Here is a 21,444-nt window from a genome sequence, read left to right as displayed (position 1 = left end):
GCCGCTTTATAGATTCGGCTTTGCCGAGTGTTACAAAAATATCAAATAGCCCTGGTGCTTGTGTTCGTCCAGTTAACCCCACGCGTAGCGCATAAAACAATTGCCCAACCTGAACATCTAACTTCTGGGCCAGCCCTCGTAGCGATTCATCAACTGTGTCGTGTTCGAATTGGATATCATCAATGGTCTTGATGACTTCGGCAACCCAAAACCTAACGGTTTCAATATTATCCTTTTTGCAGAGCATATTCATATCTATTTTTGGGGTTTCAAAAAATATTTCCATAATATATTTGGCCTCATCGAATCTCTTTATCCTCTCGCGGTCGAGTCTAAGAACGGTTTTGAAATATTCGATATCCGATAGCCACTCAATTGGTATAAAGGCTCGAATCTCTTCAATCAGCTCATCTTCGCTTAGCTTATTGCGTAAGTATTCGCCGTTCATCCAATCTAGCCGATTGGCGTCAAACACAGCAGGGCTTTTTTGAATTCTATCAATCGAGAATCTATCTATAAGTTCTTGAGGTGAAAAAATTTCTTGAGTTGTTCCGTCGTTCCAGCCAAGCATTGCTAAAAAGTTCATCAGAGCTTTCGGCAAATACCCCTTGGCTTTGTATTCCAAGACATCTACATCGCCATCTCGTTTGCTTAATTTCTTTTTTCCATCTGGGCCCAGGATTGGAGGCAAATGTACCCACTTTGGCCTGTCAAAATCTAATAAATCATAAAGTAAAGCATGCTTTGCGGTACTGCTTATAAACTCGTCGCCCCTAATTACATGAGATATCTCCATTAGGCCGTCATCGACTACATTGGCGAAATTATAGGTCGGGAACCCATCAGCTTTTATGATAATAAAGTCATCAATTATATCATTTGATGTATTGAACTCTCCTCTTACTTCATCCTTCCAATTAGTAGTGCCCTCACCTACCCTAAGCCTTATTGGGTAAGCTGAAGTGTCGTCAGGCTTTGAGGATGGCTCCATAGACTCTTTATAGACAAATGGTCGCTTCTCTTCAATAGCCTCGGCCCGAAATGCACTAATTTGTTCAGGCGTGGAGTAGGAATAGTAGGCCAGACCCCGATCGACTAAACTTTGGGCATATTTGTTGTAGTGATTTAGCCTTTTTGATTGTATATATGGACCATGTTCACCTGGTTTTTCTTCATACCATACGCCCTCATCGGGATGCAAACCGAACCAATCTAGAGATTTTATAATTTGATCTACGCCTTCTTCTACAAACCTCTCTCTGTCTGTATCCTCCAGCCTTAAAATAAATTTACCTCCGTTTGCCTTTGCAAAAAGATAATTAAATAAAGCGGTTCTAATTCCGCCTATGTGCAAGAGCCCAGTTGGGCTCGGTGCGAATCTAACTCTAACTGGCTTACTCATACTGGTAATTATACCAGATTAGCCTGTGCTCATGAGATCTTCTGGTGCAATTTCATTGTAATTGCCATCTGGCAGCTGCTTATAAAAAAACACTTTGGTAGAGGTTTCTACAGGGTCATACACATACTTGAGCTGATTTGCGCTGGCGTGGCCTGAATAAAAGGTTTTTTTATCAACTATTCTGGGTGATGTTACTCTCTCTATTTTGAACTTGGTATTATCCTTTTCAAAAAATATCGATTCGATAATTTTTTTATACTTATGGTCGTCTTCCAGTGGTACTTCGCTACGATCAGAGTTATCCACTTCATACTTAGTGTCAATGAGCTCCACTAGCTCCTCCCAGGCCCTGTCGTTCATAAGCTACCTGCTATCTTTACCGCTTGCTCTTGGCTAATAGCTTGATTTAGGCTCTCTATCTTGTACCATGTCCCCTTGTTAACCCAAGTTGCCTGATTATTTCCAAGCATATAAATAGTTAGCCCCTTTGCCTGGACAGCTAAATAGTTTTCGGCTTTAGGCGCAACATAGCTCTCGGCCAGTGCTTGGCTATCCCAGTCTGTCTTGGACTGAGTAATAGATATCCGCTTGTTTTGGTTATTATTAACAAGGTTATAATTAACAGTGCCTGGGTTCGTCTGGATATCGCCACCTAAATTGTAGCCAGCCGGAATATAACCTGGGACACTCGCGCTGACCCCAGCTTTGGCGCTAGCAATTTTGAATGCCAAGTTAGAATAGTTAGATTGCCATAAATATGCACCTGTCAAAAATAGCGCCAATACACTCACTACGATTCCAGCCGGCTTGGCTAGCTTACTACTTTTTAGATCTTTAAACTGCTGATACTTATCTTGATTCAGCTTCTCTGGAGGAGCAATGACTGTATCGCTAGTATCTGGAGTACTTGCTTGAGCCATGGCATCTACGCCAGGGTTTTGTTGTGTCAATAATTCTGGAGCTGGGTTTGTTGGGCTTTCAGCAAAGATACCAGCTGTGGCTATTGCTGGAGCAGCGATTGGAGCTAAGCCAGGTACAGCAGGCTGGGCCAGCGGCGGTGCGATAGTTTGATTTGAATCTGGCGTTGTCAGAGCATCTAACTCGGCATCGGTAAAGCCTCCTGGGTCTGCCTTAAGACTTATAGGATCTACCGTACTAGCCTGGGACGGCATTATGTTCGATGCTGGTGGGGCAACCGGGGCTAGCGGGAATAATACACCGGGTTGGGGCGGCATAGGGTTAGGTGTGGTATTCGGAGCAGGGGTATATTGTGTAGCAGTATTTAGATCCAATATCGGCTGCGGGGCGGCTACTGCAAATGCTGGGGTGGCTGGTACTGAGGGAAAGGCAGGGATTGTCGGGGTAGTAATATCATCGGCAACAGTATTAGGTGTTAATACGGCAGGAGGCATAGGCTGAGCGGGCGGAAGAGTAGACATATTAGGTGTTACGGCCGGTGCTGGGGCTGGTGCTGGGGCTGGTGCTGGGACTGGTGCTGGGGCTGAGAGTGATGCAATTTCAGCATCAATTTGGGCTGCTTCCATAGCAGTGCCATTGCTAGGAGTGGCTGGTAGGGTTGGGGTGCTTGGTGATGATTGATTTGGGCTCAATTCTGGCGTCGGCTGGATTGCTGGGGTAATGACAGGTTCCTGGGCGGGTTGGGTACTAGATTCAGCATCAGTAGGAGCCTCAGAGTTCGGCACTAATTGGGGTTGCGCGACATTTTGGTCTGAATATTTCGAGACGCTTGGATGCGAGATTATCTCTGGAGGCTTAGGAGGCGCAGGAATTTCTGCTGGTGGGCTATCGGTTGGGGCAGCAGCTGTGGCATCAGCGATCATGGCGTTATCCTCAGCAGGGGTACCGCAGCGCATACAAAAAATCTTACCAGCTATTGTAACTTGGTCATCAGAAGCACAATTAGGACATTCGCTAAGTTCTATCATAAATACACATAATTAATATAACCATTATAGGTCATATCACCATAAGCGTAAAGTTATTTTTGAATTGATTTTTGCTTTATAACTTTTGCAATGAAGATTGGGATAGATAATTGCCTGACGGCTCGCCTAGGCTGAAGCAGTAAACGCCATAACCACTCGAGGCTCAATCGCCGGAGCAAGGCTGGCGCTCGTTTTAGGGGTCCCCCAAGAGAATCATAATCGAAGCTACCCCCCTCGCCTATTAAGACTTTAGCAGCGAGCTTTGCACGATTATTGACTATAAAATATTCTTGTTTGGGAAAGCCCATAGCACAGAATAGGATATCTAATTTACTATCAGATATTTGTTTTACTAGCTGGGCCTCACTGGAGGCACTGTAATACCCAGACCAAACCTTAAGATCAATGCCCTTAAACCTTTTAAGCAGTTGCTGCTGAGTTCTATCTACATCCTTTGGGCCACCAAGGATACCGATCTTAAAATTATTATCACTGGCCAGCTTTAATAATGGGATTGTCTGGTCTACCCCTCCCATTCGCTGCGGTATAACTTGGCTGCGCCAGGCGATTGAATGGATCTTAAAAAGTAAGCTTTTTATCGCTGATATCTTCTTGGGCGACCCATATAAATAACTAGCTGCCCATTGCAGGGCAGACGAATCGGCGACATTATAATCGGATTTGCCTAGCAGTGCTCGAATATCATCATTTCGCGCTGACAATGCAAGAAACTCAACATAGGGCTTAAAAACAACCAGTGGATCACCCGAAACTCTGTTAGCCCGGTCCAGGATAATCTCGTTGATTTGCGAAATCTTAAGAATATCAATCCTGACCCCAAGTATATCTATAGATTTATTCGCCATCAATAAAGCCTCTCAGCTGGCTAACAAACCTGTCTCGCCCGAATTTACTAGCTAAGTATTTGTTATTGAGCTTATAATCCCCACTAAAAGCTTTATTAAATCTTACGATTGCTCTATTAAGGCTGCCTTCGGTGGGCTTGTCAAAAAACATGCCAGTCACGCCGTCGCTGATAATTTCGGTTGCCCCGCCACCTCTTAAGGCCAATACCGCTGTGCCCGAGGCGATTGATTCAACCATCGTAATCCCGAAGTCTTCGATATTACAGAATATGAAGCCCTTGGCCTCCCGCATTAGCTGAGATTTCTGATCGGCGCTAACCCTTCCCTCGAAGCTAATATTGGGGTGGCTAGAGGCTAGTTTTTTGAGCCTGACCAAATCTGGACCATCCCCTGCCACGACTAGTTTTAGGCCGTTTGCGATAAAAGCCTCGATAGCTAATTCAATGTTCTTATATTTAGACATGACAGAAAGCACCAAATAGTATTCCTGTCTGTTACGGGTATTTACCGCAGCCATCTTAGAGATATCTACTGGAGGGTATATAACCTTGCTGGGTTGGCCATAAAACTTTTTGATTCGGTCCGAAATAAAGCCACTTATTGCAATAAATTCTACTGCTTTTTGGCTTTGATAGTAGTCCCAAAGCCTCAGGCTTGATGCCAGATTCACTATATAGAATCTGGATATGGTGTTGAGATTCATTTCAAGCATATATTTAGGCCAGCTATCCCAAAGCATCCTGGCTGGGCTATAGCAATAGCAGACATGTCTGGTGCCTTTTTTGATATTAGCATTCTTAACCCAGGCTGTGGATGAGCTAATGACAAGATCATAGCCTTCTAGCTTTAGCCCGCCAACTGCACGCCTAATAAATGGTAGTAGTAGCTTTGGCCTTTTTTTAATAAAAGCCGGGAAATACTGAAGGCCAGAGGTTTTAATTATCCTGTGGCCTAACTTGTCGTCAAACTTCGGGGGGTTATATACAAGAGTGAAAATATCAGCTTTAGGGTACATTTCAGCTAGTTCAAATAATACATTTTCGGCCCCGCCGCGCTTGTGGTTGAGCCAATCGTGCAATATTGCTATTTTCATTGAGTCCTCGATTTATACACCCCGTATAATGTGAACATAATAAGTACCAAAGTAGAATCTGCCCAGACATGTAAAAACATGCTGGCTGCAAGCAGGCCGGCGGTAATAGCAAATAGGCTAGCGGCTATTGGCTTATGTCTGTTACGAATAAAGTCGCCTAATAAAAATGAGAAAGCCATTACATACAATATTAATCCAAATATTCCTATCTCGTAGGCTATTTGCAAAAACCAGTTTTCGGGCACTACAGGCTGACTAGATTTAAGGCTGGCTGGGCCAGCAGTTCCCAAGCCGTGGCCTAATGGAGATTTTGATATCTCCTCGACGGCCGAGGTAACTGCGTTTAGTCTATATTTGTCGGAGCCTTCAATCCTGTTCTCGAAATACCTTCCGTGAAGTAGTACATTCTCGACATATTGATTCTTATTCGATAAATTAAATACCGTAAAGCCAGCAATTATTAAAAATATCGCCGATGCTACAACGAAAATGATTTTTTTCTTCTTATCTACACTGAGCAGGATTGCCAGGAAAACCACAATAATTGCTCCTATCCAAGCGCTTCTTGAGAAACTTAAAAATATTGCTGCCAAAATAGGTAAGGATGATAGCCCGACCCATAAATTTTTAGATCTAATACCGTAGCTTATTGCAAAGCCCAGTGGCACCAAAAGATAAGCACCAAGCTGATTAGGCCCACCTAAAGTAGAAAAAGATCTGTAGAAGGCAATAGAGCCATCGATGATTTGTCTTGGGTTGATTGTTTCTGGGTTATAGCCTAATTTGGACAGTAAGTCAGGTGGTATTATAAGAGCTTGAGCTATTGCCAAAAATGACACAAGCAAGCCCGGTATGAGTACGATCCATAAAATGTTTGATTTTAGAAAGGACTTAGCTGGGGATGGTATCTGAGCAATGAAGTATATGGCAATTGCCACTAGGTTGGTTTTAATACCCAACAACACGACCTCGGGATTTGTCCTAAACACAATAGTCACCAGTAAGCTCAAGAAAACTATTATGATAAATAATATATTGGCTGGATCTACCTTAAAGGCTAGCTTCTGACGATAAATCTGAAACAATATCCAGATGAGTGTTAAAAGCAATATTAAAATTTCTTTCCAGGACTGAACTAGAGCTTGATTTGCACCTAGATAGCCGAAGAAAATACTGAAAAACGCGTGGAAGGGCATAAGCAGTAATATTGCCACAATCCCCCAGCTAATCAAACGCTGGGGGGCGGTAGCTAGGCTTTGGTTGATGCTACTCATTTGCTACTTATTACGCTCCGTATATATTCATCAAGGTTCTCAAGAGCCGCACCGGCGCCCTTAATTACGCAAAGCATTGGATCTTCGGCAATATAGGCTGGTACCCCAGTGACTTTTGTCATGAGTTTGTCGATGTTTCTTAATAGTGCCCCACCGCCAGTTATAATCATGCCTCTGTCGATAATATCGCTGGAGAGTTCCGGTGGAGTTTGTTCCAGTACGGCCTTGACGGCCATAATAATTTCATCTAAGCGATCTTTAATAGCCCCCGTTACCTCAGTGCTGCTGACTTCGATTGTCTTCGGGAGACCCCCGACCACATCTCGGCCTCGGACTTGCATCTTTTTGGGCTTATCAAGGGCAGTTGCCGAGCCAACTTTTGTCTTAATGTCCTCAGCTGTCTGAACGCCAATTACTAGGCCATGTTTTTTTCTGATGTGATCAGCTATGGCGGAGCTAATACGACCACCACCGACCCTAACGGAGTTTTGGGCTACAATACCCCCTAACGAAATTATCGCTACTTCGGTAGTACCTTCGCCGATATCAACTACTAAATTGCCAGCTGGAGCCGAAATCGGGACATTAGCCCCAATTGCCGCAGCGACAGGCGCCCTAATTATATAAACCTTTTTAGCACCTGCGGCGATAGCTGCATCTATTACTGCTCTACGCTCGGTAGATGTTACTCCAGTCGGCACGCTAATCATTAATTCTGGCCTAGTCAGCCTAACATGGCCTGTTATCTTGTTGATAAAATACTTCAGCAGTGCCTCAGTGATCCGATAGTTTGCTATTACACCGTTCTTCAGAGGCCTGGAGGCCGTAATGATGTCTGGGGTTCGACCTAACATTTCCTTAGCATCATTTCCGATGGCAATTATTCGATTATCATCAACGCTAATAGCCACCACCGATGGCTCATTAGCCACAAGGCCTTTCTTGGGGATATATACCCTAGTGTTTGCTGTGCCAAGGTCTATTGCAATTCTTTTATTAAACATAGTTGCTATTTTAACATTTTAGGAGCCAATTCGGGATATTTTTGCCCCTAATGATCGTAGCCGACCATCAAAGTGCTCATATCCTCGGTCGATATGCTCTATTCGATCGATGGTGGTTTTCCCATGAGCGATTACCCCGGCGATTAGTATTGTTGCGCCAGCCCTCACATCGAAGGATATTAAATCTGTTCCGTGCAGTACGGTTGGGCCCTCTACCAGCCCAGAGTGGCTATCGCGAACATTGACATGCGCGCCCATGCGCTGGAGCTCGAATAAGTATTGAAGCCTGCCCTCGTACATTGTCTCGAAAATTTCGGATACACCGTGGGCCTGAGTACACAGTACAGCAAGAGGAGCCTGGAGATCGCTTGGAAAGCCTGGGAAGATATCAGTTCTGACCTTAATGGCATTTATCCGCTTGCTCGTTAGGACTTTTATACTGGAGGGGCTTAGTATTTTATAATTTACGCCCATTCTAGAAAAGGTATTCAATAGCGCATCATTATCGTTTACCATAAAATCTTCAATAAGCATTTCTCCGCCAGAGGCAGCAGCAGCGATCGCAAAAGTACCAGCCTCTAGATAGTCTGGTATAATTCGGCCTTCACCTCCAGATAGCTCTTTAACCCCGTTAACGATTAAAACATGGCTCCCAATACCCTGGATGTCAGCACCGAGGCTGTTTAAAAATTCGCATAAACCGACAATATGAGGCTCAGTAGCAGCCATTCTAATTTCGGTCTGGCCCTCTGTGAGTACTGCGGCCAACACAAGATTCTCGGTTGCGGTGACACTAATTTCATCGAGTAGCACGCGGCCCGGTTTGAGCTTACCACGAATTTTAATGTGGTCGGTATCGGACTGAATATCAGCGCCCAAAGCCTTTAGGCCATTAAGATGCGAATCTATCGGGCGAGCGCCTATCATATCGCCTCCCGGGTAGCCTAGATCGACTTCGCCAAAACGGGCCAGAGCGGGCCCCAGAATAAGCAAAGATGCCCGGAGCTTTTGAGTTAGCTCGGCGGGCACTATTCGAGGCTGAGCGTTCTCGGCGTTGCAGATCAAACCGCTTCTGGTGCGCTCAATCCTCACACCGAATACCTCCAAAATACTAATCATAACTTCTACGTCGGCGATATCCGGGATATTGTGAACAATAACATCTTTAGTGGTTAGTAGCATTGAGGCCAGCATTGGGAGGGCGTGGTTCTTACTACCAGAGATTTTAATAGTGCCCTCTAGCTTTGTTGGGCCTTCAATAATTAATTTTTGCAATTTAATAATCCTTTATTTAAGTATTTAGCTGGCAGCTAAACTGGTTTATAATACATTGAAACCGTAATAATATGATATCACAAAAAACCCGTGCTTCTCTAACCATAACCGTCGGCACTTTGCTGGTCACATTTGGTACCCTACTTTTGGTGGCAATTGCTTCAGGCTACAGGATTGACTTTTTTAAGGGTGAAATATCAGCTACTGGCCTGGCCTTGTTAAACACCAGCCCATCAGGATCCTCAATTAAAATTAATTCTCAAAAGATAAGTCCCAAAACTCCCTACAGGCTCGAAAATGTTAATACTGGACCGCTTCGAGTCCAGTATAGCAAGCCTAATTACCTCGATTGGCAGGCGGACTTTTTTGTTCGAGCTGGCCAGGTGACCTTTGCAGATTATGCACTTCTAATCCCTACCCAAATTAATCCTAAAATCATAGCTGACCCCATTATATTTAGCAGCGTGGCCTCAGCCTCGAAAAGCTCTAAAATGTTTGCTACGGTTGATTCGCCTTCTAATATATACGAGATAACCAGCTCGGATAATTTCCGCAAGATAGTAGAGTTCCCCATCAACAGCTCAATTAAGCCTCCTAATAAGCTTTCCGCACCAATAATAAGCCCCGATGGCAATTCACTACTTACCCGCGCTAGCTATGAAGATGGCACAGCCACTACTTTCTGGCTCAATACTAACTCCGGAGAATTGCGCGATATTGACAATATATTTGGGCCCAAGACCACCAACCTAACTATTAACCCAAAAAACTCAAAAGAAGTTTTTGGGCTTGGTAGTAGCCAAGTAAAAAAACTTAACGCCGAAAACAGCAACACCATAACCCTGCCAATGTCTTCGGTGCTAAGCTATCAAATAGATGATGACTATATTTTTACGCTGGAGGGTCTCTCGCCTGCCACCAGTGGCCAGTTCTTGGTAAGGTACGATCATAATGGTAATAATAGATATGTGCTCTATCAATACCCGCCTACGGCAGTACCATGGAATATTATCCCTTCTAAGCTTTCTGGAGAAGTCGAACTAGCTCTCCACGATCCAAGCACTGGTGGACTACACATATTTTCTAAGGTTAACGGCAAATACCTAAGCTCTTTTATTGGGCTTGGTAACTCGTTGCCTAGTTTTAGCCCTACCGGCAGGTTCATTAGCTTTATCACAGAATCTAAACTAAGAACAATCGACATAGAGTACACTGATCGCTTTTATACCCAGCTAGAGGCTGCGCAGGAGCTTCGCTGGCTGACAGATTACCAGATAATTGTTACCACGCCAAGCGGGCTAGAGATAGTCGACTATAACGGCTTCAACAAAACCAAGATCCCGCCGTCGGCAACCCCCGACGCTGGATATAGTACTGCCCTTAAGGCCGACACCAAATCTATCTACTTTATAGCCTCAGGCAAAATCAACTACTACAGCCTCCAGCCCAAGACTGGCTTAATTGACTTCAGGTAATCGCTGCAAGGTAGTTGGCTCTGGTGGACTCTGAGGCGGGTTGTTATTTCCACCGAATAGACCTCCGAAGAAGCTGCCTATTTGATCCCATATACTAGGTGCCGCACTTGGCAGACTGCTTTGAATAGGTACTGTTTGGGGCTGCGAGGCAGCTGGAGGTGAGGCAGCAACTGGAGCCACCTGTTTGGCCACAACCACAAAGCGACGCCAGCTAGTGCCTGGGGGCGTACAAGTAATTATCGTAGATATGGGCTCGGCTGTTTGGTTTAGTACCGACAGATCGTTAGCTTCAACAACTTTTGTTTCGGTAACTAGGTAGCTGTATTTCCTGGAATTATAGTGGATATCATAGGTATCTCCGGGCGACATCTTTTCGAGCAATACAAAGATAAATTTGTAATCACCAGCCTCCCACCAGTCATTGCTTGAGTGGCCAAAAAACACTGCATTGCCTGCCTCGCCAGGGTTGGCGGTGCCAAAGTAATGCACCACACCATCCCTGAGTGACACCAAGACATCTGGTTCATTATTGGTGTTAGTGTAAATTATCGGGGCCGTTACGCCTATTTTAGGAATAATTATTTCATTTTTAGGGCCCACCACTTCGGCCTCCGCCGGGGCTTGCGGCGGGGCTGGCTGCACAGGCGCAGTTGCACTGGGGGTGTTAGATTTTGGTAGTAGATATATAATTTGCGATATAAACCACTGGGAGTTAAATAATAAAACAAAAACCAGAACTGTACCAACTATTATTTTGGCATTATACCAGTGCTTATGTGATCGTATTTTTCGGATCATACTACTAGTCCTGCGTTTCTTAGTATCAACTAAAAACTCTTTAGGCTTGTATGCCGGCTGCGGCATAAGGTTAATTTTGGGCTTGTGCAAATCAGGGTGCTTGGTCTTCAAATGGCTAGGACTATTTTCTGAGGCTTTACGAGTCTGGCTGGTGGCAGGCTGGTGGCTAATTGTATCGTTGTCGACTCTGGCCGAGCCTAGCGAAGGCTTGGGATCTTCATGGGCTCTCGATCTTTGCATAATATAGTCGCGATGTATCTTGCCGATAATCGCTTGGCTATGATCGCTAGGTTTATGCTGGCTGGGCTTGTTATTAACCTCGCCACTAGGGTTTAAATTATTTTCACTGGCGTGGTTAGAACCGACCATGCGCTCAGGTCCTGCATCAGGCTTGGGCTCTATTCCCAAGCTTATTTCTTCACCTTCTACAAGATTGTCGCCAGTTATATTTAGATTATTTTTATCTGTGTTGTTCATATTTTTCAGTGGTTTTGCTTAGTTAGAGCCTATTATATATAATAATACATACTTAAGTAATATACTTATGGACAATTTTTCAGCCAGAGTGGTGGAATTGGTAGACACGCACGACTCAAAATCGTGTGCTCGTTAAGGGCATGTGGGTTCGATTCCCACCTCTGGCACCAGCAATAATATTTCAAAGTATCATTTACTGCTAGCGACATTAGCCTAGAAATAAAATTTATTTTTAATAAATATTTCATTAAGCTCGATCATTTTATAATTTGCTTTATTAAAACTGTTTGTCTAAGTAACACTTCAGCAATTCTGGGCCATTGCTGCCCTGGCTATAGCTGTTTCGGTATAGAAACCCCCCGGCTTGAGCGTATCGCAGCCAACTCGTTTCGCTAGATGAGCTCCGATCTGCCAAAAGTCCGAGCTGTATTGCCACAAGTGCCATGGTAGATATCGCGTCTTTAGTGTTAATTATGCAGATGTTATTTTTGTCGCTCTCGTGAACAACCAGAGCTTGATTATTATCTATGCTTATTAAGCTGGCCTTAAGTAAAGTTGATGCCTGCATCAGCAGCGTAGCACGAGCTTGTAGCCCTAGCTCCAAGGGATTATTTTTGTATTTAACAAGCGACAGGAGATTTCGGGTAGGTCCAAAGCAGAGCCGAGGAGTATCTGTCGGATTATCCAAAAAAAGTCGCGGGTAATCTGATGCCACAAAGCCGTCGTAAATCTTCATGATCCTAGAGATCATAAGCTGCATAGATGAACCAAGCTCATTGCCGGGTAAAATCACCAGCATCTGGCAATCCATAACCATGGCGATTGCCTCATCGCTATTGTAGTAGTGGATTTTGTCCTTGGACTCCAAAAATAACTCGGCAGGGACTTGCGCCGCCTTTAGCTCGCTATCGGCAATCAATACTGGGCTATGACCCATGGAAGCTAAGGTTAAAAACATTGTGCTAATACCCCTGACAGACGAATACCTGCTTGCTAGAATGGCCACCTTAGATGGCACAATTCTGTTAACTGGGCGATTAAAAAAGATGTCGCTAAAATCGGAGCCCGAGCTGGGTTCGGCATTGAAGCTGATGCCTGCCATTAGGCCTCAATATATAATTTAGCAAGCCTAGGGCTAAGCAGCTTGGAATACGCAAACTTCTTTTGGGTGGAGGATAAAATCTTAAGTGATTTCAATACGCCGCGAGCAATTGGCTCAACTTCTTCAAAATTGGATCGAGATAGATCGGCAGTCAGACGAGCCCTAAAAATTTGGCTCTGGTTGATAGCTGTTTTCTGGCTGCGTTGGCTGTAAAATAACTTTCTCTTAGGCGTCAGATAATCTGGTAGTAATCTAGAAAGCATAAGCTGGCCGTTTCTGGGCAAGCTAAAGTACCAAGCATCAATAACTGCTTTGGCATAACGCTCGGACTGAGCTGTATTAAGTGCGCCAGTATACTGGCTTACTAAGGCTATAAAGTGATCAGGCATAACAAAAACTATATTATTTTTATATTATAGTACAATTATAGTTATTTGTCTATGACTTAGATTTTATACTATGGACTTTATTCTCGGCGTTCTTAAGATGCTGCTCTATCAAATTAGCCAGCTCGCTACCACGGTCGAACTTAACAATCGCCTCGTCGAGATCTATCTCGCTATTCTCTAAGAACTGAGTTATTGACTCTAGCTCTTTAAGTGCCTCGGAATACTTAAAACTGGATGCTTTGTTGGTCTTCATTTTTACGATTGGAACCTTCCTTTATGGTGATTATGCCTTCATGCAATTGTATCACAACGGTATCGCCTATGCTGTAGTCACTTGATGAGCTCAAAACTCGCCCTCCAATTCGAGCAATACTATAGCCTCGAGCCAGGATAGCCCTAGGATCCAGGCTGGCGAGCAACTGCCGACGGCCCGATAAATGGTTTTTGGACTGCACCAATATCTGATCCATCGCATTACAGCTACGATTAAACACTTCGGCCGAGTCGTGCCTGAGAGCGTTTACCCTTAGCTCTATACTGTAATAGAATCTATCCAGCTGAGCCCTAGAGCTACTTATCTGCGATCCGAGCAGGCTTAGCATGCCCTGCCTGGTGGCACTTATACGCGCCAGAAGCTCTGATTTATCAGGGACCAAACGCCGGGCTGCGTCAGTTGGGGTGGCTGCCCTCACATCGGCCACTAGCTCGGCCAGGCTAACATCGTCCTCATGCCCGATCGCCACCATTGTAGGCAAGGTGCTCCCGTACACTGCCCTCACTACTTGCTCGGTATTGAAAGCCTGGAGGTCTTCGGCACTGCCGCCGCCACGAATGAGAACCAAAGCATCGTATTGCTCGGCTTGCGAGTTTCCATAGCTTATCGCTTCCTCAATTTGCTCGGCGGCCAGCCGACCTTGAACCTGAACCTGGAGATGATCTATCTCTATCCCTGCCCAGCGATCATTAATAATAGTTATGAAATCGTTAAAAGCCGCGGCCTGCCTAGAGGTTATTAATAGTATTCTCTCGGGTATATCGGGCAGTGATCGTTTTCTATCTTGCGAAAATAGACCTTCCTTTTCGAACTTTTGTTTCATCAGCTCGAAGTCTCGCTTGGCAGAGCCTTCCCCGGCTAGTTCAATATCCCGAACAGTCAGACTAAATTTGCCCCATTTAGTTACCTGAGGAACTGCTTTAACTCTAATTAGCATGCCATCCTCTAGGCTAGATTTAAGATTAAATATCGGCATGAAGCAGCCAACCACGCTAGCGCTGTCTTTAAGATCGAAAAATACCCACTTTCCCTGGCTGAGCTTATAGCTAGAGACCTCCCCTTCGACCACGATTTCGGGATAAGCAAAAGAAAGGGTTTGATTTATTAGGGCATTAAACTCGCTAACTGTGATGGATTCATTTTTCATCTAGCATCGTCCTCTTGTAGAAATACAGGCCAATCGGTAAAAACATCCATAGAGCGATTATTCTATATACGATAGCAGCCGAAAAGCTCAGATCAAATGATAGCCCCAGGCCTACCATAATCCCGACCATTCCGATCTCGAAGATACCTATGCCAGAAGTAAATATTGATAGCAGAGAGGCCATCAAGGCAATCAAGAAAGCAGCAATTATAACGCCGGGGTTAGGATACACTCCTAATGCAATAAAAACCATATATAGCGATGCGATATCTAAAACAAGAGTTAAAAAGCACCAGCCAAAAGGCCTCAGCAATTGCTTCCAGTTGCGCCTAAACTCAGACAGAGTCATGTAAAATTTTACATTCAACTCACGCATCTGACTTCGCCCTAGGGCATTTCGCTTGAACTTTTTTAAGACCCAATTTATTGGCCTGGTCAGCATGTAGCTCAGATGCTCGGCAATATGGCGATTAAGTAGCAGCGCCAGGATAACTAATAGACCCACCAGCATTATCAGAAGAACCATTAGTATCAATCTAAAGCTAACCTGCTCAATGCGTTGAGATAAAAATAGCAATAGTAGGCTAAGGAGTAGTAAAATAATGTATGAAATACCGGTGAAGCCCATCCAAAATGCTTGAGCGATTGTGGTGGTGTGGGCCGAGACCTTGTGTTTGCGTAGCCGGCCACGCATGATGGCAATACCGCTTACCCCTCCAGTCGGGAATACAGTATTGGCGAAATTCATCGTGATAACATCTTTAAATAAGGCCTTAAATGGAATATCGTGATTAAAATTATGTAAATACGACTGAAAATATTTCGTGTTTGACCAATAGTATAAATAGCGCAGGCCAAATACCACTAGAAGCAAAGACAAGTTTATCCCCTCGATGACCTGCAAAAATTGTTTGAATTGGCCGAACTGAATAATCGCTAAAAAAGAGATAATAATTAGGGCCAAAAAGAATAAGAAATGTCGTAAGCGCATACCAATATTGTACCCCAGCTCGCCATTATATGGTACGAGGTTTATAATGATAGTATGCAAATTTTAATTCTAGGCAGGGAAAAACTTTTATGTAGGGCCGAAGCTATAGCGGTCTTTGGTTCGGCAAACCTATTAAACGATGATGTGGTCAAGCTCCCAGATGATGCCAAGGTCGATATCAATATGCTTGGTGGAGCCATTAAATCTGGCCGGGTTATAAAGCAAAACATAAATAAAAATCCCATTTCGCTTCAAACCGAGATATCAAACTTCATACTTTCGCAAAACCCCGAAGGCAAGTTTAGTTTCGGTATTAGCTACTACGGTAAATACAAGATGGCTATGGCCCCGATTGGTATTAAGCTGAAACGAAGCTTGCAACAGGCCGGTCTTAAACCCCGCTATGTCCAGGCTAAAGCCGATAGCCCCCTAAATGCAGCCTCAGTTAAGTATAATAAATTAATCGATAAGGGCTTTGAAATAATTGTTATCGATTCGGGGCCATCTCTGGCTATTGCTCTTACCACCGGGGTGCAAGATATCGACTCCTATTCCAAGCGAGATTACGACAAGCCTTGCCGCGATCGCAAGGTCGGCATGCTTCCGCCCAAATTATCACAAATAATGATCAACCTTTCTCAGCCTAAGCCTGAGGATATTATAGTAGACCCATTCTGTGGTTCGGGCGGGCTACTAATAGAGGCAGCCCTAATGGGCTTTAAGAGTCAGGGAAGTGATCTTGCCGAAGAAATGGTCGACTGCTCCAAAGCCAACATCAACTGGCTAAGTGAACATTACGATGTACTCTTCGCGCCCGATATCCTAGCTCCCAGTGATGCCACAAAGAGAAGCTACCCCATCAAAGGCTATAATATTGTTAGCGAGGGATACCTTGGCAGGAACTTCCTCTCCAAGCCCACCAAACAGCTCGTAGATGAACAGATAGGTGAACTCCGAAAACTCTACCTGAACTTCTTCTCTAATCTGAAAAACCAAGCCCTTAGGCCAACAAAAGTAGTGGTTACTATGCCGTTTTGGGTGTTCGATGATCAGCTCGTTGAGCTAAATATCATTGACGAGATAATAAAATTAGGCTATACTAAATCCGAGTTTGAATCTGTCAGGCATAACAACCTTCTCTACCATAGAGAGGGCCAATATACCGGCCGGCAGATTCTTGTTTTTACGAAATAATTAGGAGAAAATACCATGTCAAGTACTAAAGCCGGAGGCTCAACTAAAAACGGAAGGGATTCGCAATCCAAAAGACTGGGAGTTAAACGCTCTGGTGGCCAAGCAGTTCAGGCTGGCGATATCATCATAAGACAAAGAGGCAGTAAGTTTATTGCTGGCTCACATGTTGGAATTGGTAAAGACCACACATTGTTTGCTCTTAAATCAGGCTCGGTTGAGTTCCAAACTGTCAAGAAGCTAGCCTTTACCGGAATTAAGCACAAGAGATCATTGGTTAGCGTAGTTAGCTCTGAGAAGTAGCCCGTAGCAATAGTTTATTTATCTTGTCGACCGTATCATGCGCTGATGCGGTTGATTTTATTAAATACTCTTCACCGCCCAGCCTCAAAGCTACTCTACTAATATCCAGGCTGGCATTATTGGTCAGGACCACTATCGGTATATGCGATGTTATAGGATCAGACTTGAATATATCTATAACATCCAGGCCAGACATATCAACCAGATCTATCTCCATTAACACTAGCTCGACTGGTACATCTCGGACATAGCTTAGGGCGCTTTCGCCAGTATTGAAAATAATTGAGTCGTACCCCTCTATCGCTAGCCTACTTTTATAGGCTAGCGATAGTTCGTGGTGGCCATCAACAATAGCGACTCTAGGCTTTTTTATTGGCATAGCTTAAGTTTAATTTATTAGCATTATTGTGTTTGATAGCTTGAACGAAGTCTCTAAATAGTGGATGGGGGCGATTTGGTCGAGATTTATATTCTGGGTGAAACTGCGAAGCCACAAAAAATGGATGGTTTTGATGCTCTATTATTTCTACCAGCTTGCCATCTGGGGATGTCGCGGCAATAACTAGGCCAGCCTTTTTAAGCTGGTCGGAATATTGATTGTTAAACTCATAGCGATGCCGATGTCGCTCGGTAATAATATTGGTACCATAGGCCAAGAAAGAGCGTGAGTTTTTATCGATTCTGGCCTGGTAATCTCCTAGCCTCATTGTGCCGCCTAGCTCAACACCAACTTGGTTGGGCATGATATGGATAACTTGGTTTGTGGCATTTGGATCTATCTCGCTACTGTTGGCCGCCTCGTCCTCTAGCACTTGCCTTGCAAACTCAATTACAGCTACTTGCATCCCAAGGCAGAGGCCCAAATAAGGCACGCTATTAACACGAGCGTATCGAGCGGCGGCAATTTTACCCTCTACCCCTCGACTCCCAAAACCCCCAGGCACAACAATACCATCGAGACCGTCCAATGGCTTGGTGCTGGCTGTTAGCTTTTCGGCGTCGACCCATATAATATTTACATCCAAGTTATGGTGCCAGCCTGCCGAACGAACTGCCTCAAATACACTTAGATAAGTATCCTCATTGGTCATGTACTTTGCGACCACACCAATATTTATATGTGGCTTTTTTGATTTAATTTTATCTACCAGCTTATGCCAATCCTTAAGGTTGGGCTTGATGCAGCTCAGTAATAGCCGGGAGCAAATATAATTACCAATTCCGGTCTCCTCCATGCGCAGTGGCACTTCGTATACTGTCTTGGCGTTTGGAAGGGCCACTATGGCGTCTTTATCGACATCGCAATATAGGCTCATCTTTTCAAAAGCCTCTGCATTAATAGGCTCGTCGGACCGTATACAAAGAATGTCTGGCTGAACGCCGGCCTCGCGAAGATCTCTGACGGAGTTTTGAGCTGGCTTCGTCTTGAACTCATGGCTGACAGCCAAATACGGTACATACACCACATGGGCATATAAAACATTTTTTTCTCCTACTCGACGCTTCATCTGCCTGATCGACTCAATCCAAGCCATCGCCTCGTAATCTCCTACCGTGCCACCAACCTCGGCAATATGAACATCACTGCCCTCGCCAGATGATATTATTTGGTTCATGATTTCGTTAGTTATATGGGGGATAATCTGAATAGTTTTACCCAAAAACATACCCTTGCGCTCATCGGCTATCACCTTAGAATACACCCTACCGCTCATTGTGGAGGATTTTCGAGTTAATTCTCTATCGATAAATCTTTCGTAGTGACCCAAATCTAGGTCTGTTTCTCCTCCGTCGCTGGTTACGAAAACCTCGCCATGTTCTGCTGGGTTTAGCGTGCCGGCGTCCATATTCAAATAAGGATCACACTTCTGCATAGTTACTTTTAGACCCCGAGCCGTGAGTAACTTGCCTAGAGATGCAGCAGTAATACCTTTACCCAACCCCGATATAACGCCGCCTGTAACAAATATATACTTTGTTTTAGGTTTTGTTTTCATAAAATAACCCCCTCACATTAGATTCTTACTACTATCATACCGCCTACGCTATTGTGGGGTCAATAATAATTTTTAATTTAGGGCTTGTTTGGCTAGCTCTAGTGCTTTTTGAAGCTGGGGATCGCGGCCTGCATTAGCGTCTTCGCTGGTGAGCTTGACTTCCACTTCGGGCTTAATCCCTTCCTTGCTGATATTAATTCCTGCTGGTGTGAACCAGTTGGCAACCGTGACCTTAAGTGATGGGCCATCACAATCGCTGGATAAAAACAGACTATTCAGGCAAATAACCTCCTGTACACTACCTTTGCCATAAGTCTTTTCCCCTACTAAAGTCGCTCTGTCATTATCATTTAGAGCGCCAGCAAGAATTTCGGAAGCCGAGGCACTCCCGCCGTTAATGAGTACTATGACGGGAAGTTTGGTTAGCGTGCCGCCAGGCAGGGCACTATCTATCTTGGGCTTGGAGTTGCGGGATCTTTCCTCCACAACCACTCCATCGCTATAAAATTCTGAAGCTACCTCGACAGATGATTGCAGGTAGCCACCAGGGTTATCCCTAACATCTAGGACTATTACTTTTGCGCCCTGAGCCTTAAGATTATTGCCTGCGATCTTAACTTGTTCTGAGGTATCCTCGCCAAAGCGTCTAATTTTGATATAGCCTATATTATTATCTTTCATCTCACTTGTGACGCTGGGAATATTAATTAGCTCTCTAGTAATTTCAAAATCTTTGGGGGGCTCGTTACCGCGCAGGATAGTAAGCTTTACCTTGGTACCCGCTTCACCTCGGATTTTCGAAACAGCCTGATCCACTGCAAGGTTGGCGGTGTCTTCGTCGTTAATCCCAATTATAATATCGCCGGATCTCAGCCCAGCTGCATCTGCAGGAGTGCCATCAAAGGGCGCAATAATAGTAAGCCGATTGTTTTTTTGGCCAACCTCTACGCCAATACCAGACAGCTCCCCCTTTAGGTCGTTTGATAGCTCCTTGTTGGATTCCTTGTCTAGAAACACAGTGTAGGGATCCCCCAAGGCAGCCACTGCCCCGGCAGCAGCCCCTTCGGACTGCTTCTGATAATCAATATCGCCATTATATTTTTGCCTAAGTATCGACTCTACTTTAAAAAGCAACGATGTATCAAGCTGGGATTTGCCTATAGGAGTTCTGGACAGTATTTGACTACCACCCCAGAAAACGACCGCACCCAGCCCAAAGCTAATTAAGGCCGTTGCGATTAGTCGCTTGCTAATTTTAGGTGCATTTTTTTTATCAGAGCCTGAGTTGGGTTTTGGGTGAGTTTTTTTTATCATCTTATATTACCTAATTCAATTACGGAAAGTGTATAAACTGTAGGTTGCTAATACCGACATCGCTTTCGCTATAATTTCCGTCGTTGCCAGCATTATATTGGCTAACTCGCACTTTACCATTGCCCAGAATAGCTTCGACATACATGGCATGCCCATAGTACCCAGAGTCATTAATGGCCACATCGCCAACCCTAGGATTACCATCGACTGGTATTCCAGCTGCGCGGGCGTTATCATCCCACTGATTTGCATTGCCCCTGCCACCCCATCTGGGCATATTGCTTCCGGAGTTATCTACCTTCCAGGCTGTGTAGCTAACACATTGGCGACGAAACATACCATAGTCGTCAGCAGTTTCATTAGGCCAAGGCGCATTTGCCCATTTGTAGTCGCCAGTGCCACCATAGCGGACATTGGTCGAATACGAGGATATTATGGCGGCCTGCTGGCGCCTTAAGCCCTTGATCTTTTCGGTATCCTCGGCGATAACTTTACGGAAGTTAGACTCCTCGCCTTGGGTCCTATCCAGCAAGCTCTGTTGCTCAGATCGCTTTGCTGCAATCCCAGCTACAGTCCGCTCTTGCTCGCTAGACTGAGCAGTGAGCTGGCCCTTTTTGGCATCTAGATCTTTTTTAAGTTGCTCTATTTTGTTTAGGTTGTCATCAACTTTGCGCTTTATGGCGTCCAAATACTGCTGCTGTGCCACGAAGTCGCTGAGGTTTTTGCTGGAAGCCACCACTTCGATCGGCGATATACTGCCGCTCTTGTAGATCATTCTAAGATTATCGCGGAGGATAAGTTTTTGCTTTTCCATTTCGCGATTAGACTCATCGATATTGGCTTGGGTGCGCTTTATTTCCAGAGCAGTCAAATTAAGCTGCTCCTGGGCCGCGCTGATTTCGGCTTCAATACTAGCTAGCTTGCCTTTTAAGGTGTCGGCTTCGGATTTTTTACTGTCCGCGACGGCAGAGGCTTCTTGGACCTTTTTATTGAGGGCTGCGATTTGTTCATCTATAGGACTAGCCTTGGCGACTAGTGGCGAAAGTATCACAAATGATGAGGCCATAAAGGCAAAAATTGTGAGACAGGCACCAATACTTATTTTGATTTTATTTGCTTTCATCAC

Annotated in this window: 21 protein-coding genes and 1 tRNA gene; 4 read left to right on the top strand and 18 right to left on the bottom strand. The window is 44.6% G+C overall.

The genetic code is table 11. The features are described from left to right. The 8 genes from gltX to murA all read right to left on the bottom strand — a co-directional run. Positions 1 to 1,402: glutamate--tRNA ligase (gene gltX / locus NT111_02630; GenBank protein MCX6804884.1), on the bottom strand; the 1,402-nt coding region annotated here is incomplete at its 3' end. 18 nt (positions 1,403 to 1,420) lie between these two features. Beyond that, positions 1,421 to 1,762, bottom strand: a complete 342-nt coding sequence (locus NT111_02625; protein MCX6804883.1) for a hypothetical protein — start codon at positions 1,760 to 1,762, stop codon at positions 1,421 to 1,423. Further along, on the bottom strand, positions 1,759 to 3,348 hold the full coding sequence (locus tag NT111_02620) for a DUF4367 domain-containing protein (protein MCX6804882.1): 1,590 nt from the start codon (positions 3,346 to 3,348) through the stop codon (positions 1,759 to 1,761). Before NT111_02620 ends, NT111_02625 begins: the two co-directional genes overlap by 4 nt. Before the next feature lie 53 nt (positions 3,349 to 3,401). Then, entirely contained in the window at positions 3,402 to 4,214 is an 813-nt protein-coding gene (locus tag NT111_02615; protein MCX6804881.1) for a WecB/TagA/CpsF family glycosyltransferase, read from the bottom strand. Beyond that, the gene (locus NT111_02610; protein MCX6804880.1) at positions 4,204 to 5,307 is read right to left on the bottom strand and encodes a glycosyltransferase; all 1,104 of its coding nucleotides are present in this window, start codon (positions 5,305 to 5,307) and stop codon (positions 4,204 to 4,206) included. The genes NT111_02615 and NT111_02610 overlap by 11 nt, the downstream gene beginning before the upstream one ends. Further along, positions 5,304 to 6,581 carry an O-antigen ligase family protein gene (locus tag NT111_02605; protein ID MCX6804879.1) on the bottom strand — a complete coding sequence of 426 codons (1,278 nt, stop codon included), beginning with the start codon at positions 6,579 to 6,581 and terminating at the stop codon, positions 5,304 to 5,306. Before NT111_02605 ends, NT111_02610 begins: the two co-directional genes overlap by 4 nt. Further along, positions 6,578 to 7,585, bottom strand: coding sequence for a rod shape-determining protein (locus NT111_02600; protein MCX6804878.1), 1,008 nt, complete (start codon positions 7,583 to 7,585; stop codon positions 6,578 to 6,580). The genes NT111_02605 and NT111_02600 overlap by 4 nt, the downstream gene beginning before the upstream one ends. An 18-nt stretch (positions 7,586 to 7,603) precedes the next feature. After that, on the bottom strand, positions 7,604 to 8,860 hold the full coding sequence (murA, locus tag NT111_02595) for a UDP-N-acetylglucosamine 1-carboxyvinyltransferase (protein ID MCX6804877.1): 1,257 nt from the start codon (positions 8,858 to 8,860) through the stop codon (positions 7,604 to 7,606). 71 nt (positions 8,861 to 8,931) lie between these two features. Between murA and NT111_02590 the strand changes: the two genes are divergently transcribed. Next, complete coding sequence (locus tag NT111_02590) at positions 8,932 to 10,335, top strand: PEGA domain-containing protein (GenBank protein ID MCX6804876.1); 1,404 nt, start codon at positions 8,932 to 8,934, stop codon at positions 10,333 to 10,335. On the opposite strand, the gene NT111_02585 is transcribed toward NT111_02590, so the two are convergent. Continuing rightward, positions 10,318 to 11,610, bottom strand: a complete 1,293-nt coding sequence (locus tag NT111_02585) for a sortase (protein MCX6804875.1) — start codon at positions 11,608 to 11,610, stop codon at positions 10,318 to 10,320. The genes NT111_02590 and NT111_02585 overlap by 18 nt on opposite strands. 82 nt (positions 11,611 to 11,692) lie before the next feature. Here NT111_02585 and NT111_02580 point away from each other — a divergent pair. After that, positions 11,693 to 11,780 (top strand) — tRNA-Leu (locus NT111_02580). Positions 11,781 to 11,887: 107 nt separating this feature from the next. Here the strand turns inward: NT111_02580 and NT111_02575 are convergent. The 5 genes from NT111_02575 to NT111_02555 are packed head-to-tail and all read right to left on the bottom strand — an operon-like array spanning position 11,888 to position 15,513. Continuing rightward, positions 11,888 to 12,712, bottom strand: a complete 825-nt coding sequence (locus NT111_02575; GenBank protein MCX6804874.1) for a hypothetical protein — start codon at positions 12,710 to 12,712, stop codon at positions 11,888 to 11,890. Beyond that, on the bottom strand, positions 12,712 to 13,101 hold the full coding sequence (locus NT111_02570; GenBank protein ID MCX6804873.1) for a hypothetical protein: 390 nt from the start codon (positions 13,099 to 13,101) through the stop codon (positions 12,712 to 12,714). Before NT111_02570 ends, NT111_02575 begins: the two co-directional genes overlap by 1 nt. Before the next feature lie 49 nt (positions 13,102 to 13,150). Next, complete coding sequence (xseB, locus tag NT111_02565; GenBank protein MCX6804872.1) at positions 13,151 to 13,354, bottom strand: exodeoxyribonuclease VII small subunit; 204 nt, start codon at positions 13,352 to 13,354, stop codon at positions 13,151 to 13,153. After that, entirely contained in the window at positions 13,326 to 14,522 is a 1,197-nt protein-coding gene (gene xseA, locus NT111_02560; GenBank protein ID MCX6804871.1) for an exodeoxyribonuclease VII large subunit, read from the bottom strand. Before xseA ends, xseB begins: the two co-directional genes overlap by 29 nt. Next, positions 14,512 to 15,513, bottom strand: a complete 1,002-nt coding sequence (locus tag NT111_02555) for a lysylphosphatidylglycerol synthase transmembrane domain-containing protein (GenBank protein MCX6804870.1) — start codon at positions 15,511 to 15,513, stop codon at positions 14,512 to 14,514. Before NT111_02555 ends, xseA begins: the two co-directional genes overlap by 11 nt. A gap of 54 nt (positions 15,514 to 15,567) precedes the next feature. Between NT111_02555 and NT111_02550 the strand changes: the two genes are divergently transcribed. Both NT111_02550 and rpmA read left to right on the top strand, forming a co-directional pair. Next, on the top strand, positions 15,568 to 16,707 hold the full coding sequence (locus NT111_02550; GenBank protein ID MCX6804869.1) for an N-6 DNA methylase: 1,140 nt from the start codon (positions 15,568 to 15,570) through the stop codon (positions 16,705 to 16,707). Between the two features lie 15 nt (positions 16,708 to 16,722). Next, positions 16,723 to 17,007, top strand: coding sequence for a 50S ribosomal protein L27 (rpmA, locus tag NT111_02545; GenBank protein ID MCX6804868.1), 285 nt, complete (start codon positions 16,723 to 16,725; stop codon positions 17,005 to 17,007). Here the strand turns inward: rpmA and NT111_02540 are convergent. The 4 genes from NT111_02540 to NT111_02525 all read right to left on the bottom strand — a co-directional run bounded on the left by NT111_02540 (position 16,991) and on the right by NT111_02525 (position 21,441). After that, positions 16,991 to 17,386 (bottom strand): response regulator, encoded by a 396-nt coding sequence (locus NT111_02540; GenBank protein MCX6804867.1) that lies wholly within the window; start codon positions 17,384 to 17,386, stop codon positions 16,991 to 16,993. The genes rpmA and NT111_02540 overlap by 17 nt on opposite strands. Then, the gene (locus NT111_02535; protein ID MCX6804866.1) at positions 17,367 to 19,004 is read right to left on the bottom strand and encodes a CTP synthase; all 1,638 of its coding nucleotides are present in this window, start codon (positions 19,002 to 19,004) and stop codon (positions 17,367 to 17,369) included. The genes NT111_02540 and NT111_02535 overlap by 20 nt, the downstream gene beginning before the upstream one ends. A gap of 72 nt (positions 19,005 to 19,076) precedes the next feature. Then, entirely contained in the window at positions 19,077 to 20,318 is a 1,242-nt protein-coding gene (locus tag NT111_02530; protein ID MCX6804865.1) for a S41 family peptidase, read from the bottom strand. A 19-nt stretch (positions 20,319 to 20,337) separates the two neighbouring features. Then, positions 20,338 to 21,441 (bottom strand): CHAP domain-containing protein, encoded by a 1,104-nt coding sequence (locus tag NT111_02525; protein ID MCX6804864.1) that lies wholly within the window; start codon positions 21,439 to 21,441, stop codon positions 20,338 to 20,340. Positions 21,442 to 21,444: the final 3 nt, after the last annotated feature.

This window comes from Patescibacteria group bacterium, assembly GCA_026397045.1.
Classification (GTDB): domain Bacteria; phylum Patescibacteriota; class Saccharimonadia; order CAILAD01; family BJGX01; genus JAPLVO01.
This window is presented reverse-complemented; position numbering and strand designations above follow the sequence as displayed.

Excerpts from the sequence above, each read along its gene's own strand:
- NT111_02615 (MCX6804881.1), bottom strand. The coding sequence starts at position 4,214 with ATGGCGAATAAATCTATAGATATACTTGGGGTCAGGATTGATATTCTT.
- NT111_02600 (MCX6804878.1), bottom strand. The coding sequence starts at position 7,585 with ATGTTTAATAAAAGAATTGCAATAGACCTTGGCACAGCAAACACTAGG.
- rpmA (MCX6804868.1), top strand. The coding sequence starts at position 16,723 with ATGTCAAGTACTAAAGCCGGAGGCTCAACTAAAAACGGAAGGGATTCG.
- NT111_02625 (MCX6804883.1), bottom strand. The coding sequence starts at position 1,762 with ATGAACGACAGGGCCTGGGAGGAGCTAGTGGAGCTCATTGACACTAAG.
- NT111_02575 (MCX6804874.1), bottom strand. The coding sequence starts at position 12,712 with ATGGCAGGCATCAGCTTCAATGCCGAACCCAGCTCGGGCTCCGATTTT.
- NT111_02570 (MCX6804873.1), bottom strand. The coding sequence starts at position 13,101 with ATGCCTGATCACTTTATAGCCTTAGTAAGCCAGTATACTGGCGCACTT.
- NT111_02610 (MCX6804880.1), bottom strand. The coding sequence starts at position 5,307 with ATGAAAATAGCAATATTGCACGATTGGCTCAACCACAAGCGCGGCGGG.
- NT111_02590 (MCX6804876.1), top strand. The coding sequence starts at position 8,932 with ATGATATCACAAAAAACCCGTGCTTCTCTAACCATAACCGTCGGCACT.
- NT111_02620 (MCX6804882.1), bottom strand. The coding sequence starts at position 3,348 with ATGATAGAACTTAGCGAATGTCCTAATTGTGCTTCTGATGACCAAGTT.
- xseA (MCX6804871.1), bottom strand. The coding sequence starts at position 14,522 with ATGAAAAATGAATCCATCACAGTTAGCGAGTTTAATGCCCTAATAAAT.
- NT111_02550 (MCX6804869.1), top strand. The coding sequence starts at position 15,568 with ATGCAAATTTTAATTCTAGGCAGGGAAAAACTTTTATGTAGGGCCGAA.
- xseB (MCX6804872.1), bottom strand. The coding sequence starts at position 13,354 with ATGAAGACCAACAAAGCATCCAGTTTTAAGTATTCCGAGGCACTTAAA.
- NT111_02530 (MCX6804865.1), bottom strand. The coding sequence starts at position 20,318 with ATGATAAAAAAAACTCACCCAAAACCCAACTCAGGCTCTGATAAAAAA.
- NT111_02540 (MCX6804867.1), bottom strand. The coding sequence starts at position 17,386 with ATGCCAATAAAAAAGCCTAGAGTCGCTATTGTTGATGGCCACCACGAA.
- NT111_02605 (MCX6804879.1), bottom strand. The coding sequence starts at position 6,581 with ATGAGTAGCATCAACCAAAGCCTAGCTACCGCCCCCCAGCGTTTGATT.
- NT111_02535 (MCX6804866.1), bottom strand. The coding sequence starts at position 19,004 with ATGAAAACAAAACCTAAAACAAAGTATATATTTGTTACAGGCGGCGTT.
- NT111_02525 (MCX6804864.1), bottom strand. The coding sequence starts at position 21,441 with ATGAAAGCAAATAAAATCAAAATAAGTATTGGTGCCTGTCTCACAATT.
- NT111_02555 (MCX6804870.1), bottom strand. The coding sequence starts at position 15,513 with ATGCGCTTACGACATTTCTTATTCTTTTTGGCCCTAATTATTATCTCT.
- NT111_02585 (MCX6804875.1), bottom strand. The coding sequence starts at position 11,610 with ATGAACAACACAGATAAAAATAATCTAAATATAACTGGCGACAATCTT.